The sequence below is a fragment of the Rhodopseudomonas sp. G2_2311 genome, from assembly GCF_047501505.1.
In the GTDB taxonomy this organism is placed as follows: domain Bacteria; phylum Pseudomonadota; class Alphaproteobacteria; order Rhizobiales; family Xanthobacteraceae; genus Rhodopseudomonas; species Rhodopseudomonas palustris_H.
The window spans coordinates 50136-67846 of sequence record NZ_JAZDRK010000002.1; the positions used below are offsets into that span (position 1 = coordinate 50136).

Annotated in this window: 14 protein-coding genes; 5 read left to right on the top strand and 9 right to left on the bottom strand. The window is 65.9% G+C overall.

The window, feature by feature from the left end:
• Window positions 1-41: 41 nt before the first annotated feature.
• Both VRZ08_RS03170 and VRZ08_RS03175 read right to left on the bottom strand, forming a co-directional pair.
• Window positions 42-1736: an AMP-binding protein gene (locus VRZ08_RS03170; RefSeq protein ID WP_414531540.1), complete on the bottom strand. Its 1695-nt coding sequence runs from the start codon at window positions 1734-1736 to the stop codon at window positions 42-44.
• 132 nt (window positions 1737-1868) lie between these two features.
• Entirely contained in the window at window positions 1869-3056 is a 1188-nt protein-coding gene (locus tag VRZ08_RS03175) for a serine hydrolase domain-containing protein (protein WP_263990333.1), read from the bottom strand.
• A gap of 240 nt (window positions 3057-3296) precedes the next feature.
• Between VRZ08_RS03175 and VRZ08_RS03180 the strand changes: the two genes are divergently transcribed.
• Both VRZ08_RS03180 and VRZ08_RS03185 read left to right on the top strand, forming a co-directional pair.
• Window positions 3297-3626 carry a hypothetical protein gene (locus tag VRZ08_RS03180; protein ID WP_230766487.1) on the top strand — a complete coding sequence of 110 codons (330 nt, stop codon included), beginning with the start codon at window positions 3297-3299 and terminating at the stop codon, window positions 3624-3626.
• A 162-nt stretch (window positions 3627-3788) separates the two neighbouring features.
• Window positions 3789-5282, top strand: coding sequence for an NAD-dependent succinate-semialdehyde dehydrogenase (locus VRZ08_RS03185; RefSeq protein WP_414531541.1), 1494 nt, complete (start codon window positions 3789-3791; stop codon window positions 5280-5282).
• Window positions 5283-5336: 54 nt separating this feature from the next.
• Here VRZ08_RS03185 and VRZ08_RS03190 read toward each other — a convergent pair whose 3' ends face one another.
• From VRZ08_RS03190 to VRZ08_RS03215, 6 genes are all read right to left on the bottom strand, one after another.
• Complete coding sequence (locus VRZ08_RS03190; protein WP_414531542.1) at window positions 5337-6773, bottom strand: DUF1254 domain-containing protein; 1437 nt, start codon at window positions 6771-6773, stop codon at window positions 5337-5339.
• Between the two features lie 138 nt (window positions 6774-6911).
• Window positions 6912-7595 carry an AprI/Inh family metalloprotease inhibitor gene (locus VRZ08_RS03195; RefSeq protein ID WP_414531543.1) on the bottom strand — a complete coding sequence of 228 codons (684 nt, stop codon included), beginning with the start codon at window positions 7593-7595 and terminating at the stop codon, window positions 6912-6914.
• Window positions 7596-7597: 2 nt separating this feature from the next.
• Window positions 7598-8584: a 2-hydroxyacid dehydrogenase gene (locus VRZ08_RS03200; protein ID WP_414531544.1), complete on the bottom strand. Its 987-nt coding sequence runs from the start codon at window positions 8582-8584 to the stop codon at window positions 7598-7600.
• Window positions 8584-9408 carry an ABC transporter permease gene (locus VRZ08_RS03205; RefSeq protein ID WP_414531545.1) on the bottom strand — a complete coding sequence of 275 codons (825 nt, stop codon included), beginning with the start codon at window positions 9406-9408 and terminating at the stop codon, window positions 8584-8586. The genes VRZ08_RS03200 and VRZ08_RS03205 overlap by 1 nt, the downstream gene beginning before the upstream one ends.
• Window positions 9405-10235: an ABC transporter ATP-binding protein gene (locus tag VRZ08_RS03210; protein ID WP_414531546.1), complete on the bottom strand. Its 831-nt coding sequence runs from the start codon at window positions 10233-10235 to the stop codon at window positions 9405-9407. The genes VRZ08_RS03205 and VRZ08_RS03210 overlap by 4 nt, the downstream gene beginning before the upstream one ends.
• Window positions 10236-10243: 8 nt before the next feature.
• On the bottom strand, window positions 10244-11386 hold the full coding sequence (locus tag VRZ08_RS03215; RefSeq protein WP_414531547.1) for an ABC transporter substrate-binding protein: 1143 nt from the start codon (window positions 11384-11386) through the stop codon (window positions 10244-10246).
• Window positions 11387-11515: 129 nt separating this feature from the next.
• On the opposite strand from VRZ08_RS03215, the gene VRZ08_RS03220 reads away from it, so the two are divergent.
• Window positions 11516-12328, top strand: coding sequence for a creatininase family protein (locus tag VRZ08_RS03220; RefSeq protein ID WP_414531548.1), 813 nt, complete (start codon window positions 11516-11518; stop codon window positions 12326-12328).
• A gap of 374 nt (window positions 12329-12702) precedes the next feature.
• A complete protein-coding gene (locus VRZ08_RS03225) occupies window positions 12703-14772 on the top strand; it encodes a carbohydrate porin (RefSeq protein ID WP_414531549.1) in 2070 nt (689 codons plus the stop codon).
• 29 nt (window positions 14773-14801) lie between these two features.
• Here VRZ08_RS03225 and VRZ08_RS03230 read toward each other — a convergent pair whose 3' ends face one another.
• The gene (locus VRZ08_RS03230; RefSeq protein ID WP_414531550.1) at window positions 14802-16433 is read right to left on the bottom strand and encodes an FMN-binding glutamate synthase family protein; all 1632 of its coding nucleotides are present in this window, start codon (window positions 16431-16433) and stop codon (window positions 14802-14804) included.
• 296 nt (window positions 16434-16729) lie between these two features.
• On the opposite strand from VRZ08_RS03230, the gene VRZ08_RS03235 reads away from it, so the two are divergent.
• The gene (locus VRZ08_RS03235; protein WP_264075298.1) at window positions 16730-17680 is read left to right on the top strand and encodes a hypothetical protein; all 951 of its coding nucleotides are present in this window, start codon (window positions 16730-16732) and stop codon (window positions 17678-17680) included.
• Window positions 17681-17711: the final 31 nt, after the last annotated feature.

Consider the following 17711-nt stretch of genomic DNA (forward strand, 5'->3'; position numbering starts at 1 on the left):
TCCCGGAATGACGCCGCCTTGTTGTTACTTGCAACGACAGCTTACGCCGTCTTCGCCGCCTTCAGGCCGAGCTTGGCCTCGACCTTCTCGCGCATGATGAATTTCTGGATCTTGCCGGTCACCGTCATCGGGAATTCGTCGACGAATTCGATGTAGCGCGGGATCTTGTTGTGGGCGATCTGGCCCTGGCAGAACGCGCGGACGTCGTCGGCGCTCAGCGTTTCGCCGGGACGCGGGCGGACCCAGGCGCAGAGTTCTTCGCCGTAGCGGTCGTCGGCGACGCCGAAGATCTGGACGTCCTGAATCTTCGGGTGGCGATACAGGAATTCCTCGATCTCGCGCGGATACAGGTTTTCGCCGCCGCGGATCACCATGTCCTTGATGCGGCCGACGATGTTGCAGAAGCCCTCCTCGTCGATGGTGGCGAGGTCGCCGGTATGCATCCAGCCGGCGGCATCGAGCACGTCGGCGGTTTTCTCCGGCTCGTCCCAATAGCCCAGCATCACGCTGTAGCCGCGGGTGCAGAGTTCGCCGCGCTGGCCGCGCGGCACGACCTTGCCGTTGAGATCGACGACTTTCACTTCGACATGCGGATGAATGCGGCCGACCGTCGAGACCCGGCGGTCTTCCGGATCGTCGACAGCGCTCTGGAAGCTGACCGGGCTGGTCTCGGTCATGCCGTAGGCGATCGTGACTTCGCGCATGTTCATCGCATCGTTGACGCGGCGCATCACTTCGACCGGGCACGGCGCCCCCGCCATGATGCCGGTGCGCAGTGACGACAGATCGAAGCTGGCGAAGTCCGGATGATCGAGCTCGGCGATGAACATCGTCGGCACGCCATACAGCGCGGTGCATTTCTCGCGCGATGCGGTCTGCAGCGTCACCAGCGGATCGAAGCCTTCGCCGGGATACACCATGGCGGCGCCGGAGGTGACGGAAGCGAGGTTGCCCATCACCATGCCGAAGCAGTGATACAGCGGCACCGGAATGCAGATCCGGTCCTGCTCAGTCAGCTTCATCGCGCGGCCGACGAAGTAACCGTTATTGAGGATGTTGTGATGCGTCAGCGTCACGCCCTTGGGCGAACCGGTGGTGCCGCTGGTGAACTGGATGTTGACCGCATCGTCGAACTGCAGCTCGCTTGCGAAGGCGGCGATCTGATCGCGGTGCCGGGCGCCGCCCATGGCCGCGACCTCGTCGAACGCAATCGTGCCCGGCGCCTTCGGTCCGCCGATCTGGATCACGGTGCGCAGCTTCGGCAGCTTGGCTGATTGCAATGCGCCGGGCGGCGAGGTCGCCAGCTCCGGGATCAGCGTATTCAGCATCTCCATGTAGTGCGAGGTCTTGAACGCGGTGGCGGTCACCAGCGCGGCGCAGCCGACCTTGGCGAGCGCGAATTCCAGCTCGCTCAGCCGGTAGGCCGGATTGATGGTGACCAGGATCAGTCCGGCTTTGGCGGCGGCGAACTGCGTCAGCGTCCATTCCGGCCGGTTCATCGACCAGATGCCGATGCGGGCGCCGCGCTCTAAGCCGAGCGCAACAAAGCCGGCGGCCAGCGCATCGACGCGTTCAGCGAAGTCGCGCCAAGTCCAACGGGTGTCATGGCTGGGTGAAACCAGCGCTTCGCGATCTGGCCACAGCGCCACCGCGCGGTCGAGTGCCTGGCCGATGGTGATTCCGAGCAGCGGCGCGTCGGAGACGCCGCAGACATAGCTGGGGGTCGAGCTGGTCACGTCCTTGGTCCTCGCCTTAGCGCCCGGACGGTTTGGAGTGCCGGGTCGTCATCGTGTGGGCTTGTCGCCTCTTTCACGAAGCATAGCGCCGCCGGCAGGGCATTGCGACCCCGCCAGCGGCCCGAGCGATTGTTAGGCCGCCTGCTGTCCGGCGCCGAGGCCGGCATAGACTCCGCGTTCGAAAGCCGCGAACGCCTCCAGGCACTTGGCGTCGGCGAACGGCAAGACCTGCATCAGGATCACGCCGCAGACGTCGCGGGTAGGATCGATCCAGTAATAGGTATTGGCGAGCCCGGCCCAAGCGAGGCTGCCGGGGCTGCGGCCTTCCGGCGTCTTCTCGGTGTTGATCAGGAAGCTGAGGCCCCACTTCTTGGTCATGCCGGGATAGAGGTCGACGTCGTTGGTGGCGAAGGCGATTGCCGAGTTCAGCTTGGTGACGTTGAGATCGCCGATGTGGTTCTGGCCCATCATCGCCACGGTCTCGGGCTTCAGCACCTGGTTGCCGTTGCCGCGGCCCTTGTTGAGGATCATCTGGGTGAACTTCAGATAGTCCGCCGCGGTGCCGTACAGGCCGCCGCCACCCATGTGGAATTCCGGCTCCTGCGCGACCTCGAACGGAATCGGCGACAGCGAGCCATCCTCGCCGCGCGCATGCACCGCGACCAGCCGCTTCCGCTGGTCGTCGGTGATCTTGAAGCCGATGTCGGTCATGCCGAGCGGCGCAAACAAATGATCGCGCAAATACGCGTCGAGCTTCATGCCGCTGGCGGCCTCGACCGCCTTGCCGGCGAAGTCGATGTTGATGCCGTACTCCCAGCGCGTGCCCGGATCGGACGCCAGCGGCGTCTTCAGTGCGGCTTCCTGGCAGCCGATGATGCCGGGGATGCCGTGCCGCTCCATGTACTTCACCATGTCGGCGTTCCACATGTCGTAGCAGAAGCCGGCGGTGTGGGTGAGCAATTGCCGCAGCGTGATCGGCGATTTGGCCGGCCGGGTCTTCGGCGTACCGTCGGCATCGAATCCGTCGAGCACCAGCGGCTGAGCGAGATCGGGCAACAGCTTGCCGATCGGCTCGTCGAGCGACAGCTTGCCCTGTTCGACGAGCTGCATCGCGGCAGCGGCGGTGATCGCCTTGGTCATCGACGCGATCCAGAACACGCTGTCGGTGGTCATCTGCTCCGGCTTCGACAAATCGCGCTTGCCGTACGCGCCCTGGTACAACACCTCCTGCGAATTACCTGCGATGGCCACGACGCCGGGGATGTCGCCGCGCTCGCTCATCTGGCGCAAGCTCTGGTCGATCGGGTTGCTGCTTTGCATGTTGTCCTCCCTTGTTTGCTTGGCAGTTTTCTAAAGCGGCCGGATTGTTCACCGAGCGGTTCCGCTGGGCAAGCGTTAACGAGGTCGGGCGACAAAGTCTCGCATCTGCGAGCGGCGACGCATTCGTGCCGGGAACGAACGGGTGGGCGTCGCGTTCACAAAGTCGCCGCAGTGTTGAACCTTGTGGCCGCAGCCGCTGTCCAACCCAAAGTTGCGACGCCCCCCGCCCGGAGCACCGAGATGATCCCGACCTGGAGTGACTGGAAGCGCTATCCGCAGCCCGGCCGCGGCGGCAATATCGAGGCGCCGGTCAGTCCCGGGATCTACGAAGTGCGTTACGCGCAGACCGGGGCGCTCTACGGCTTCGAGGCGGTCGACAATCTTGCGGTCGCGCTGGCGCAACTGCCTGTCAAATCGGCACGTGCTGGATCGTGGTTCGGCCGCCGCACCGCACAGCCGTTCCCGGAGCTCGAATATCGGGTCTGCGCCACGGCTTCGCGCGCTCATGCCCGCACCGCCGCCGAACGCATGATCAATCTGCGCAGCACCTGGATCGCCGGCGCCGCCTGAACGTGGTGCGACGCGGCCTCCATTCGCGGCCGCGAAAGCGTGCGGTGATGCGAAGGACGATGCCGGGCCTGCGCTGTGCGCCGCGCGATCTCTGCCTATATTGACCGGCGACAGGGGCCATCGCGGTCCCGCTGCGATTCACCAGCAACGCCGGAGCATTCCATGTCACCCACCGCCGCCGCCCGCACCGCCGATCAAGCCGCCTCGCTGCGCGATCGTCTGAAGGACCCGTCGCTGCTGCGCGAGCAGTGCTACATCGGCGGCGCCTGGTCGGGCACGTCGACGATCGCGGTGACCAATCCGGCCAATGGCCAGACAATTGCCAAGGTGCCGCATCTCGGCGCCGCCGAGGCCACCCAGGCGGTCGAGGCGGCCGCGCAGGCGTTCCCGGCCTGGGCCAAGCTCACCGCCAAGCAGCGCTCCAACATCTTGCGCAAATGGTTCGAGCTGATCATCGCCAACCGCGAGGATCTGGCGCTGATCCTCACCACCGAACAGGGCAAGCCGCTCGCCGAGGCGCTCGGCGAAGTCGATATCGGTGCCGCCTATGTCGAATTCTTCGCCGAAGAGGCGCGTCGGGTGTATGGCGAAACCATCCCGACCCAGCGTGCCGACGCCCGGCTGATCGCCATCAAGCAGCCGATCGGCGTCTGTGGCGCGATTACGCCGTGGAATTTCCCGAGCTCGATGATTACCCGCAAGGTTTCGCCCGCGCTGGCGGCTGGATGCACCGTGGTGCTGAAGCCGGCTGAGGAAACGCCGCTGAGCGCCTTTGCTCTGGCGGCGCTGGCCGAAAAGGCCGGCGTGCCGAAGGGCGTGTTCAACGTTCTCACCGGCGATGCACCGGCGATCGGCAAGGTGCTGTGCGAACATCCGGCCGTGCGGTTCGTCGGCTTCACCGGCTCCACCGAAGTCGGCAAGATCCTCTACAAGCAGGCGTCGGTCGGGGTGAAGAAGCTCGGTCTCGAACTCGGTGGTAACGCGCCGTTCATCGTGTTCGACGATGCCGACGTCGACGCCGCGGTCGAAGGCGCGATGGTGTCGAAGTATCGCAACATGGGTCAGACCTGCGTCTGCGCCAACCGGCTCTATGTGCAGGACGGCGTCTACGACGCGTTCGTCGAGAAGCTCGCCGCCAAGGTCAAGGCGATGAAGGTCGGTGACGGCACCGAGCAGGGCGTGACGCAAGGCCCGCTGATCAATGAGGCCGCGGTCGAGAAGACCGAGCGGCACATTGCGGATGCACTGTCGAACGGCGCCAAAGTGATCACCGGCGGCAAGCGTCATGCGCTCGGCGGCACCTTCTTCGAGCCGACCGTGCTGGCCGATGTCCGGCCCGACGCGCTGGTGGCGCATGAAGAAACTTTCGGTCCGCTGGCGCCGGTGTTCCGCTTCAAGGACGAAGCCGAAGTGATCCGGCTCGCCAACGCCTCGCCGTTCGGCCTCGCCAGCTATTTCTACGCCCGCGATTTGGGCCGCGTCTGGCGCGTTGCAGAAGCGCTGGAGAGCGGCATGGTCGGCGTCAACACCGGCCTGATCACCACCGAAGTCGCCCCGTTCGGCGGCGTCAAGGAATCCGGCCTCGGCCGCGAAGGCTCACATCACGGCATCGAAGAGTATGTCGAGATCAAATATGTGATGATGGCGGGAATCTGAGAGCAGCCTTGTCGATGAACGGCGCGCCGGATGACGCGCCGTTCGTCGTTGGGACTATTGCTGGCCGAGCGGGGTCGGCGGCTGCACGCGTGTTACCGGCGGCGGGGCCCAGCGGCCGGTCAGGGCTTCCTGTTTGGGTGCGTACATCCGCATCGTCAGCGTGAACGGTCCTTTCGGGGCCGGCAGCCAGTTCGATTCGCGCTCGGTGCCGGGGTTGGCGTTCTGGATCACGAGGTCGAGCGAGCCGTCGGCGTTGGACTTCAGCGGCATCCAGCTGCTCAGCGCCTGGCGCTGCAGCGCGTTCGGCACCGGGAAGCCGTCGGAATCGTACAGCGTCAGCGACCAGAACGCGTCGACCGGCGGCGTGGCGCCTTTCTGGAAACGCAGCACGTAGTTGCTGGTGCCGTCGAGCGGCTTGCTGGTTTCGTCGGCGATGTTGACCGGGTAGATCGCGTCCTCAGGCACGTTGGCGCCGAGCCCGAACTGGGCGACGATCGCGCGTTTCAGGTAGTAATTGCCGTACACCCCCATGGTGTCGATGTTCATGCTCCAGCCATTGGTCACGCGGGCCATGGTCGGCATCTTCCAGCTCATCAGCTTCAGCGCCTCGGCCGGTGCTGCGCCGAGTGCTTTGCGCACATTGGGGGCGGCTTTGTCGAGATCGAAGCTCTTGCCCGGCTCCAGCCCGATCCGGCGCAGCCGCGCGATGATCGGCTGGTCGGTGATATGCGGCGGGTTCTGTTTCAGCAGCTCGGCCGCGTAGGCGAAAAACTGACCGGCCGGCATGCTGTCGACCTGCTGCTTCGGCGGTGTCTTCATGTCGATCGCCGGATCGGGCACGAAGGCTGGGGCCGGTCCCGGCGGCTTGCCCCATTGCGATAGCGGCGTCGCGGTGTAGCCGGCCTGGATCTGGTGCACCGCGGCGTAGTCCGCCGGCCCGTCGGTCTTGGTGCGGCCGATGATCCAGATGATCGGCGTCGGCGCCTCGATCCGCTGCAATCCAGCCGGCACTGCGCCGCTCCAGCCGGGCGGGGTGACCAGGAATTTCTGCGCCTGGGTGCCGGTGGTGCGCCAGCCGGGCGAGGCGAACACGTCGGTCCACATATCGAGCATCGGCAGCAGGTAGTAGCGGCCGTTGGTGTCGGGTGCCGTTACCACCATCGGCTCTCGCGACAGATCGAGCCAGGCGATCGAATACAGCGTATCGAAATTCGGCCGCACGATCGTCTTGAAATCCGCCGGCGGATAGGCCGGCACGCTGACGAAGCTGTTCATCGGCCCTTTGCCGAATTCCTTGCCCGCCTCGACATTGGTCGACTGCTTGCGGGTGAGGTCCATCGTCACCAGCGGATAGAAGTACAAATAAGCATCGATCCCGAGGCTCAGCGCCTCTTCGTCGGAGGCCGGCGCCGGCTCGCTTCGCGCGGGCGCCGTCATCAGCAGTAGCGCGGCCGTTGCGGCCGCCGACATCGCCTTCAACCAGCCAATCATGTTGCCGTCCTCCCTCGACGCATCGCAGATGGCATTCCGGGCAGGATGCTGAGTTGAGTGCCGGCTGAGCTATGACGCAGGTCAAACGACCAGAAGCTCGATCGTCGAGACTGGAAGCTGACTGGTAACTCTACGAAGTCACTGCCGCAGCATGATCAGCGGGTCGGCGGTATCAGGCACCTTGCGCCACTGCGCATTGTCGTCGGCCTCGAACCGCCAACTATCGCCGTTCGGCGCCACCAGCAGCATTGCGCCATGCTCGAGCCGCCACATCGTCGGGCCGAAGCCGGCAATCTGCGCATCGCAGCGCGGCTTCAGGAACGCCTGGAAATTATCGTTGCCGGCTTCGGTATTGGTGAGCGTCAGGCCGCAGACCTGGCGGCCGTTGCCGCGCACCATCGTCCAGTCGCCGATCATCTGCTCCATCGATTTGGCCAGCGAGCGAGCCGCGACCAGGTTCTGCAGGATGTAGATCCCTTCACCATCGCGATGGCCTTCGAAGATACCGCTTTCGACCTCGGTAAAATCGATCACCAAGTCGCCGTCGGCGGTCTCCAGCCGGACGATGTCGAGGCCTTTGACGTCCCAGGCGGTGATCGCCTTGGTGAACGGCAGCGTTTTGGCGCAGTCCGGCTCGAGAGTCAGTTTCAGCCCCTTGGCGGCGGGTTCGGACGTCAGCGTGACGACGCAGGTCTTGCTGCGTTCGGTGGTCGCCAGCTCCCACTGGCCGACCATCTCCTTCTTCATCGAGGCTGCGTCCTGCGCCGCGGCGGCGGACGCGAGCAGCGCCGAGAGGATCACCGTGCCGAACGCGCGCCACATCGTCAGCGGCCTTTCACCGGGGTTTCGGCCACCGGCGTCAGCGGCCGCTGGCCTGCGAACCAGGCTTTCAGATTGTCGACCACCAGCTGGTTCATCGCATTGCGCGTCACCACCGAGGCCGAGCCGATATGCGGCAGCAGCACCACGTTGTCCATCGCGCGCAGCTGTTCGGGAACGTTCGGTTCGGCCGCGAATACGTCGAGGCCGGCAGCGAGAATCTTGCCGGACTTCAGGGCGTCAATCAGCGCCGCTTCGTCGATCACCGAGCCGCGCGCGACGTTGATCACCACGCCGCGCGGCCCCAGCGCATCGAGTACCTCGGCGTTGATCAGTTTGGCGGTGGTGGGGCCGCCCGGCGTGATCACCACCAGGGTATCGACCTCCTTGGCCATCTCGATCAGGTTCGGATAGTGCTTGTAGGCGACGCCGGGCGCCGGATTGCGCGAGTGATACACCACCGGCACCAGCGAGGCGTCGAGCCGGCGGGCAATCGCCTGGCCGATCCGGCCCATGCCGACCATACCGACCTTGCGGTCGCGCAGCGACCCGGTGCTGAGCGGATAGTCCTGAGTCTGCCACTTTCCGGCGCGGACGTATTTGTCGGCACGAATGAACTCGCGCAACGTCGCGATCAACAGCCCGAGCGCGGTATCGGCGACTTCCTCGGTGAGCACGTCGGGGGTGTTGGTGACGATCACGCCATGCTGCGCCGCCCAGGCGGAGTCGACATGGTCGTAGCCGACGCCGAAGCTCGCCACGATTTCGAGCTTCGGAAACCGCGCCAGCATCGCCGCGCCGGTCGGCACCAAGCCGGTGACCGCGATCCCGCGGATGCGGCTGCGAGCCTCGTCGCTCAGCTTCTCGAGGTCGTCGGCGCGCTCACATTTGTGCAGCACATAGCCGGCCGGGAAGCCCTGATCGATGACCTCCTTGCGGGGGCCATAGATCAACAGATCAATCGGCTCCGACGCGCCCGTTTCCCCCGGCATCAATTATCCTTTCCCAACGCGCTCTCGTGCCAGCGCCGCAGCAGCAGATGCGACACCAGCGCCAGCAGCAGATAGATCACAATGCCCGCCGTCGACAGCAACAGCAATGCTGCGAACATGCGCGGAATGTTGAGCCGGTATCCGGATTCGGCAATCCGGTAGGCGAGACCCGAGCCGGCGCCGGCCGAACCGGCCGCGATCTCGGCGACCACGGCGCCGATCAGCGACAGTCCGCCGGCGATGCGCAGGCCGCCGAGGATGTAGGGCAGCGCCGCCGGCAGCTTCAGCCGCAGCAGCGTCTGCCAGCGCGAGGCGCCATACAGCCGGAACAGCCCGGCGAGATTGCGGTCGACCGAGTTGAGGCCGAGCGTGGTGTTGGACAGCACCGGAAAGAACGCCACGATCCAGGCGCAGACGATCACCGCGGTTTCCTGCGGCAGGTAGATCAGCAGCAGCGGCGCGATCGCGATCACCGGCGTGACCTGCAGCACCACCGCATAGGGGAACAGCGAATATTCGAGCAGTCGTGACTGGTTGAACAGCAGCGCCAGCGCGATGCCGCCGACCGCGGCGGCGACGAAGCCTTCCAGCGTGGTCCATAGCGTGGTCAGCAGCGAGCCGAACAGCACCGGCCAGTCCTGCATCAGCGTCGAAGCCACCAGCACCGGGCCCGGCAGCACATAAGGCGGGATCTGATTGAGCCGGACGATCAGGTCCCACGCGACGATCGCAGCGATCAGCACCACGATCGGCAGCGCGACCCGGAGCCCGGCACGGGCGCCAAGCGGCGAGACGTCGTCACGCGAGGTGGGCAGGGCGCTCATGCCCGCGCCTCGCGGGTGGTGGTGGGGCTTTCGCCTGTCGACGCGAGGGCGCGTGAAACCTCGCGGCACTGCGCCGCATAGTCGGCCGAGAGCCGGAACTCCTCGCCGCGGGATGTCGGTGCATCGATATCGAAGGAGGCTGCGATCCGGCCCGGGCGCGGCGTCATCACCACCACGCGCTGCGACAGATACACCGACTCGAACACCGAATGGGTGACGAACACCACCGTCATCTGCAGCTCGCGCCACAGCGCCAGCAGATCGTCATTGAGTCGGAACCGGGTGATTTCGTCGAGTGCGGCGAACGGCTCGTCCATCAGCAGGATGTCCGGCCTTGTCACCAGCGCGCGCGCCAGCGACGCCCGCATCTTCATGCCGCCGGATAGTTCGCGCGGAAACGCATCGGCGAACTCGGACAGGTCGACCCGGGCCAGCACCTCGTCGACGCGCCGGGCGATCTCGGTGCTGGCGACATGCGCCAGCTTCAGCGGCAACGCGACGTTGTGGCGGATGCTTGCCCACGGCATCAGCGTCGGCTCCTGGAACACGAAGCCGATCGGATGTTCGCCGCGGCTGCGCGGCGACGCGGTGCCGACCTCGATCCGCCCCGAGGACGGCGCCGCCAATCCGGCGATCATCCGCAGCGCGGTCGACTTGCCGCATCCGGAGGGCCCGAGCAGCGACACGAACTCGCCGCGGCCGATATTGAGATCGATCGGGCCGAGCGCCAGCGTGCCGGTGCGGTAGGTCTTGGTGACGCCGCGCAGCTCGATCGCCGGCCCGGTGGCGCCGGCATCCGCAGCGGACGGTCGCGGCGATGAGGCCATGCGGCCGGCTATTTCTGCTTCGGGCGCAGGTCGACGCCGACGCCCTTGTTGATGAACTGCAACGTATAGGCTTTGCGGAAATCGAGGCCGCGCGTCACCACCCCGGCCCGCGCCATCTTGTCGAAGAACGAAGCGTAGCGTTCGTCGTTCATCGCGCCGATGCCATTCTTGATGGCGTCTCCGGAATCGACGATGCCGTATTGCTTCATCTTGTCGACCGAATAGGCCAGCATCTCGTCGGTCATTTCCGGATTGAGCTGCTTGATCATCGCATTGCCGGCGGAATTGTCGCCGTACAGATAATTGTACCAGCCGATGATCGAGGCGTCGACGAAGCGCTGGATCATGTCGGGATTCTTATCGATCAGATCGCGCCGGGTCTCGATCAGGGTCGAGTAGCCATTCAGCCCGTAGTCGGCGAGCAGCAGGACGCTCGGCTTGAATTTTGCCGCCTGCTCCACCGTGAACGGCTCGGAGGTGACGTAGCCCTGCATCGCGCTGCGCCGGTCGATGATGAACGGCTGCGGGTTGAAGGTGTAGGGCTTCACCTTGGCTTCGCTGAAACCGTATTCGGATTTCAGCCACTGGAAGTAGCTGGTGATGCCCTCCTTGGAGACGAACAGCGTCAGCGGCTTCAGATCGTCCAGCGTTTCGATCTTCGACTCCGGGTGGGAGACGAACACCTGCGGGTCTTTCTGGAAGATCGCCGCGATCGCCACCACCGGCACGTTGTTGGCCACCGCGTCGAACGACTGCAGCGTGTTGGCGGTCATGAAGAAGTCGAGCTTGCCGGCGATCAGCAGCGCCCGATTGTTCACGTTGGGGCCGCCCGGCACGATGCTGACGTCGAGGCCGTAGGTCTTGTAGGTGCCGTCCGCGACCGCCTGGAAGAACCCGCCATGCTCGCCTTCGGCCACCCAATTGGTGCCGAACGACACCTTGTCGAAGCCGCTTTCGGGCACTTTGCGGACCGGCTGCACCTTCGGCGGCTGCGGCTTCTTCGGCCGGGGCGGGGGCGGCGGTTCCGGCGGCTTTTCGACGGGTTTTTCGGCGCCATGGCCGTGGCCGGAGGCATGAACGGGAGAAGCCAGCGCCACTCCCACCGCCAACAGCACCCCGGTTAACGCTCGCAGCAGGAAAGCGGGGCTCATGGTTGGACTCCGTCGTTCATTTTGGCCCATGATGGCGGCATCAGGGCGGCGCGGATTCGAGCGTTTCAGGATTGATAGCGAAACAATGCCGGCATTTGAACCACTTCTCCGTCACCCCGCATTTCGCCGATGACCAAGCTGCCGCCCCGCGACTGGAGCGCGATTTACTGGCCGGAGATCACCGGCGCTGATCCGTCGCGCTGGATTGCGGTGCTGCCGCTCGCCGCGATCGAGCAGCACGGGCCGCATCTGCCGCTGTCGACCGACGTCACCATTGCGGAAGCCTATCTGGCGCGGGTGAGAGATCGCCTGCCGGACGACATTCCCGCGACGTTCCTCCCGGTGCAGGCGATCGGTCTGTCGACCGAGCATCTGTCGTTTCCGGGCACGCTGACGCTGTCGACCGAGACCGCGCTGAAGCTGTGGACCGAGATCGGCGACAGCATCGCCCGGGCGGGTGTGCGCAAGCTGCTGATGGTGACCAGCCATGGCGGCAACAGCGCCGCGATGGGCCTGGTGGCGCAGGAGCTGCGCGTCCGGCACCGGATGCTGGTGGTGACCACCGGCTGGGCGCGGTTCGGCGTGCCCGACGGGCTGTTCACCGCCGACGAGCTGCGCCACGGCATCCATGGCGGCGCGACCGAGACCTCGATCATGCTGGCGCATGCGCCGGAGCTGGTGCGGGTCGACCAAGTCGCCGACTTCCGCCCGGCGAGCGTGGCGATGGAGCAAACCTATCGTTGGTTGTCGGCGCAGCGGCCGGCGCCGTTTGCCTGGGCGGCCGAAGACCTGCACCCGAGCGGCGCCATCGGCGACGCCTCCGCGGCCACTGCCGAGAAGGGACGGCGGCTGCTCGACCATGGGGCCGGCGCGTTCTGCGAGCTGCTGGCCGACATGCACCGCTTCGATCTCGCCGCGCTGTCGACCAAACCCTCCGCCTGAGGGGATCCGCCGAGCACATAGGCGGGGTCGCCACGCTGGGTTGCGTCGCTGCTCACCTGCGCCGTGCCCGGCCGACCGGCTCTTCCTCTGATACCACTCGATCTTTTGAGGCCGAGAGGCCGCCGGCCTCACGCGCGCCTCATCAACGGCAGTAAGTTACCGTGCCATCTGGACTTTGAGGAATTCCAGACTGGCGCTGTCCTGCTCCCGACGCTTCGAGTTGTGTGCGGTAGATGGCGCTTTTGCGTGTCGCTGGCCCTCATAAGCTGACACTGCTTCCGACTTTCGTCAGGTTGCGAACGACATTCAGATGCCGTCGGGGTGACGAGGCGCGACCAATCGCCGCGCGCTCTTTTGCGTTTCAGGTGAGCTTGATGACTGTTCGACGATGCCCCGCCAGCCCGATTTCGGACCGCCGCGACCTCGCCTCGCGTGAGCTGTGCTCGCCGCATAATCGGACCTTTCGGCGCCCGTCCGCCTCAACGCTGATCGCCGGCGCGGCGACCGCCGCCGCGTTGCTGCTGCCGCAGGGCGCAGCCGCGGGCGGCATTGGCAAGCCGCGGCCGGACCCGACATATGACTGGAGCGGGTTCTACGTCGGCGCCCATGCGGGCTACGTCCGCGGCCATGCCGGCGCGACGCTGCAGGACGCCAATTCGATTGCGCAGAACAGCAACGGCGCAGGCGGCGCCACCGCGGGCGCCCATGCGGGCTACAATTTCGTCACCGGATCGAACCTGCTGCTCGGTGTCGAAGCCGACATCTCGTTTCCGAGCTATCTGCCGCAGAACGCGGTGCTGTCGGAGTTCGACAACGGCACCGCCAACACGCTGCAGCACCTCGACTATTACGGCACGGTCCGCGCCCGGCTCGGCGTCATCGCCGGCCGATGGCTCGGTTACGTCACCGGCGGCCTCGCCTTCGAGCACGAGCGCTATCTCACCGACCCCGACGTCGGCCGCGTGATGAACGCACGGATCGGCTGGGCGGCGGGTGCCGGCGTCGAATACGGCTTCACGCCGAACTGGAGCGCGCGGATCGAATATCTCTACAGCCAGTATCAGAACGCCACCGTCGCGCTGCCGACCGGCGCGAGCTACGCGACGTCGCTGAACCTGCAGGCCGTGCGTGTCGGCGTGAACCGCAAGATCGACTGGTTCGGCACCGGCAGCGCCGACACCTTCCCGTCGCTCGCCGCGGTGGCCGATCCGGAGACCGATCGCTGGGAGCTCCACGGCCAGACCACCTTCATCGGGCAGGGCTATCCGTCGTTCCGGGCACCCTATAGCGGCACCAACAGCCTGTTTCCCGGCGCGCAGTTCAAGAACACCTGGAGCACCAGCCTGTTCGCCAATGTCCGGCTGTGGGACGGCGGCGAGTTCTATTTCAACCCGGAATTCCTGCAGGGTTACGGGCTCAGCGACACCGTCGGCGCCGGCGGCTTCCCGAACGGCGAAGCGCAAAAGTCCGGCTTCGCTTATCCGCATTTCAGCCCGTCGCGGTTCTATCTGCGCCAGACCTTTGGGCTCGGCGGCGAGCAGGAACAACTGGCATCGAGCGGTTCGCAGCTCTCCGGCAAGGCCGACATCTCGCGGCTGACGCTGCAGGTCGGCCGCTTCAGCGTCATCGACGTGTTCGACGGCAACTCCTACGCGCATGATCCCCGCCGCGATTTCATGAACTGGTCGATCTGGGCCTCGGGCGCGTTCGACTACGCCGCCGACAAGCTCGGCCTCGGCTACGGCGCCACCGCCGAACTCAACCAGAAACAATGGGCGATCCGCGCCGGTTACTTCCTGGTCGACGCCGAATCCAACTCGAACAATTACGACATGAAGCTGCTCAAGCGCGGCGAATACGTCGCCGAGCTCGAGACCCGCTATTCGCTGTTCGGCCTTCCCGGCAAGCTGCGCACGCTGGGCTTCATCAACAGCACCTATTCGGGCAGCTATCGCGAGACGCTGAACGATCCGTCGCTGAACCTCGACATCACCCAGACCCGCCGCGGCCGGATCAAATACGGCTACGCGCTGAATCTTGAACAGGCGGTCACCGACGACATCGGCGTGTTCGGCCGCTGGAGCTGGAACGACGGCAAGAACGAGATCATGGCGTTCACCGATATCGACAGCAGCCTGTCGGGCGGCGTGTCGATCCGCGGCCAGCGCTGGGGCCGCCCGGACGACGTGATCGGCATCGCCGGCGCGCTCAACGGCTTGTCGCGTGATCACCGCGATTTTCTCGCCGCAGGCGGGCTCGGCCCGCTGATCGGAGACGGCGCGCTGAACTATCGCCGCGAGCGGGTGTTCGAAAGCTACTACGCGCTGGCGCTCAACTCGTCGTGGACCGCGACCGCCGACTATCAGCTGATCGCCAACCCCGCCTACAACGCCGACCGCGGCCCGGTCTCGGTGTTCTCAGGCCGGGTACACGGGGAGTTCTAACGCACCCACCTGCGCTGCGATGATGAGCGTTAAACCACCGGCGCAAAGCTCTCCGCTCGGGCCATTGCCCAGGCCTGCTTGAAACGGGGATCGGCGGTGCCCTCCAGCAGCTCACCCGGACGCAGCGCCGGGTAGAGCTGCGCCAGCGAGATGACATCCGACGGCGAGGTCCGCTGCGAGAAGTGATACGGGCGGATATCGCGCGGATGGTCGAGGCCGGCGGCCGCCACCAGTTCGGCCAGCGCGTGCAACGTCGCGCGGTGATAGTTGTAAACCCGCTCCAGCTTGTGCGGCACCACCAGCGCACGGTAGCGCGACGGCTCCTGGGTGGTCACACCGGTCGGGCAGCGGTCGGTGTGGCAGCTCAGCGATTGGATGCAGCCGAGCGCGAACATGAAGCCGCGCGCCGAGTTGCACCAGTCCCCACCGAGCGCCATGGCGCGCGCGACGTCGAAGCCGGTGGCGATCTTGCCCGAGGTGCCGAGCTTGATGCGGTCGCGGGCGCCGATTCCGATCAGCGCGTTGTGCACGAAGCTGACGCCGTCGCGCATCGGCATGCCGAGGTGGTCCATGAATTCCAGCGGGGCTGCGCCGGTGCCGCCCTCCTTGCCGTCGACCACGATGAAGTCCGGATAGATCCCGGTGGCGAGCATCGCCTTGCAGATCGCCAGGAATTCCCACGGGTGGCCGATGCAGAGCTTAAAGCCGGCCGGCTTGCCGCCGGCGAGGCGGCGCATCTCGGCGATGAACCGCATCATCTCGATCGGCGTCGAGAACGCCTTGTGATAGGGCGGCGAGACGCAGTCTTCGTCCATGCCGACGCCGCGGATCTGCGCGATCTCTTCGGAGATCTTGGCCATCGGCAGCACGCCGCCATGGCCCGGCTTGGCGCCCTGGCTGACCTTCAGCTCGACCATCTTGATCTGGTCGTCGGCCGCGACCCGGGCGAACGCCTCGGGATCGAACCGGCCGTCGCGGGTGCGGCAGCCGAAGTAACCGGAGCCGATTTCCCAGATCAGGTCGCCGCCGTGCTCGCGGTGATACGGGCTGACGCCGCCTTCGCCGGTGTCGTGCGCGAAGCCGCCCTTCTTGGCGCCGGCATTGAGCGCGCGGATCGCGTTCGGGCTCAACGCGCCGTAGCTCATCGCCGAGATGTTGAACACCGAGGCGGAATAAGGTTTGGCGCAATCCGGTCCGCCGATCGTGATCCGGAACGGCTCGTCGGCATGCGGCCGCGGCGCCACCGAGTGGTGCATCCACTCATAGCCGTCGCCATAGACGTCCTTCTGAGTCCCGAACGGACGCTTATCGAGTTCCATCTTGGCGCGCTGATAGATCAGCGCGCGGGTGTCGCGGCTGAACGGCTTGCCATCCTTCTCGCTCTCGAAAAAGTACTGCCGCATCTCCGGGCGCATTTCTTCGAGCAGGAAGCGCAGATGCGCCGAGATCGGATAGTTGCGCAGCACCGCGTGATTGGTCTGCAACAGATCGTGGATGCCGAGCAGCGTCAGCGCCCCGAACACCAGCAGCGGCACCAGCACCACGCCGAACAGCGGCGTGTGGGCGTCGAACGCTGCGAGTGCGGCGAGGAGAGCGGTGAGGACGGCGCAGACAGTGAGAACGATGTAGCGCGGCGAGAGCGGAAGCAGCAGCGTTTCCATGGAATCCCCGCGGGGGTCGGCAGGACGGACGTTCGATCAGCCGCCGCAGCGGGGAGCCCCGTGCGTGTGAGTGCGGCGACCGGGCCGCGGTATAGCACGGCGCGCCGGCCTCGATAACCTCGGAGCTTCCGCGATCATCCGGTCACGCCGCGGTCGCAATCCTGTGACGATGGCTGGCGCCCTGAGTGTCGGGCGATGCGGTTCGGCTTGACATTTCGCCGCTGCAAAGCGATCCCACCGCGCCCCCGCCGGCAGCCGTCCGCCGCGCCGGTCACCGCCTGTTGACGAGACCCCCGATGCAATATGCCGACCGCGTGATCGTCCGGATCGTCAAAGACTATTGCGGCGCGCGCGGCGTCGACGTCACGCTCGGGCTCGACGGCTGGCTGATCGTGCTGAGCAAGGGGGACGCCCGGCACTTCATCTATGGTTACGATTTCGGTCTGAACAGCTCGGTGACGCACCGCCTCGCCAATGACAAGGCGGCGACCGCCGACATCCTCGGTGCGGCCGGCATTGCCTGCGTGCCGCATCGGCTGTTCATGAATCACGAACACTTCAAGTACGTTCCGAGCAGCGGCCACTGGTCGGCGATGCTGGAGATGCTGCGTGCCAATCCCGCAGGACTCGTGCTGAAGCCGAACGAAGGCACCTGCGGACATCTGGTCTTCAAAGCGACCACCGAGCTCGAGCTCGAGCGCGCCGCGACCGCCATCTTGGCCGCTAACCAAAATCTGGCGATCGCGCCGTATTTCGACATCGCCCGCGAAGTCCGCGTCATCCTGCTCGATCGGGCGCCGCTGGTGGTTTACGAAAAGAAGCGGCCGGCGATCAGCGGCGACGGCGTGCGCAGCGCGTTGCAACTTCTGCTCGACGCGGTCCCGGCGGACCGGCTCGGCGCCGTGCTGGCGAACCTGCCGGCGGATCACGCTGCGCTCGATGCCGTGGTGCCGGCCGGCGCGCAGTTCCGGCTCGATTGGCGGCACAATCTCGAATTCGGCGCGGAGCCCGAACTACTCGGCGATGGCGAGCTGCGCGACAGCTGCGTCGCGCTTGCGGCCGAAGCGGCCGGTGCGATCGGTCTTGGCTTCGGCGCCGTCGATGTGGTGTGGACCGCGCAAGGCCCCCGCGTGCTCGAGATCAATTCGGGCGTGATGATCGAATCGCTCAGCCGCCGGTTTCCGGACGTCGCCCGGCAGGTCTACACCCGCGCGCTCGATCGCGTGATGCAGGCGATGGCGATCTAACAGCACGGCCTTCGGCGTCGCCGATTTCCTT

What these genes read in the sequence shown, in the direction of transcription:
- VRZ08_RS03175 (WP_263990333.1), bottom strand. Translation starts at nt 3,056, where the DNA reads ATGCAAAGCAGCAACCCGATCGACCAGAGCTTGCGCCAGATGAGCGAG.
- VRZ08_RS03180 (WP_230766487.1), top strand. Translation starts at nt 3,297, where the DNA reads ATGATCCCGACCTGGAGTGACTGGAAGCGCTATCCGCAGCCCGGCCGC.
- VRZ08_RS03185 (WP_414531541.1), top strand. Translation starts at nt 3,789, where the DNA reads ATGTCACCCACCGCCGCCGCCCGCACCGCCGATCAAGCCGCCTCGCTG.
- VRZ08_RS03190 (WP_414531542.1), bottom strand. Translation starts at nt 6,773, where the DNA reads ATGATTGGCTGGTTGAAGGCGATGTCGGCGGCCGCAACGGCCGCGCTA.
- VRZ08_RS03195 (WP_414531543.1), bottom strand. Translation starts at nt 7,595, where the DNA reads ATGTGGCGCGCGTTCGGCACGGTGATCCTCTCGGCGCTGCTCGCGTCC.
- VRZ08_RS03200 (WP_414531544.1), bottom strand. Translation starts at nt 8,584, where the DNA reads ATGCCGGGGGAAACGGGCGCGTCGGAGCCGATTGATCTGTTGATCTAT.
- VRZ08_RS03205 (WP_414531545.1), bottom strand. Translation starts at nt 9,408, where the DNA reads ATGAGCGCCCTGCCCACCTCGCGTGACGACGTCTCGCCGCTTGGCGCC.
- VRZ08_RS03210 (WP_414531546.1), bottom strand. Translation starts at nt 10,235, where the DNA reads ATGGCCTCATCGCCGCGACCGTCCGCTGCGGATGCCGGCGCCACCGGG.
- VRZ08_RS03215 (WP_414531547.1), bottom strand. Translation starts at nt 11,386, where the DNA reads ATGAGCCCCGCTTTCCTGCTGCGAGCGTTAACCGGGGTGCTGTTGGCG.
- VRZ08_RS03220 (WP_414531548.1), top strand. Translation starts at nt 11,516, where the DNA reads ATGACCAAGCTGCCGCCCCGCGACTGGAGCGCGATTTACTGGCCGGAG.
- VRZ08_RS03225 (WP_414531549.1), top strand. Translation starts at nt 12,703, where the DNA reads ATGACTGTTCGACGATGCCCCGCCAGCCCGATTTCGGACCGCCGCGAC.
- VRZ08_RS03230 (WP_414531550.1), bottom strand. Translation starts at nt 16,433, where the DNA reads ATGGAAACGCTGCTGCTTCCGCTCTCGCCGCGCTACATCGTTCTCACT.
- VRZ08_RS03235 (WP_264075298.1), top strand. Translation starts at nt 16,730, where the DNA reads ATGCAATATGCCGACCGCGTGATCGTCCGGATCGTCAAAGACTATTGC.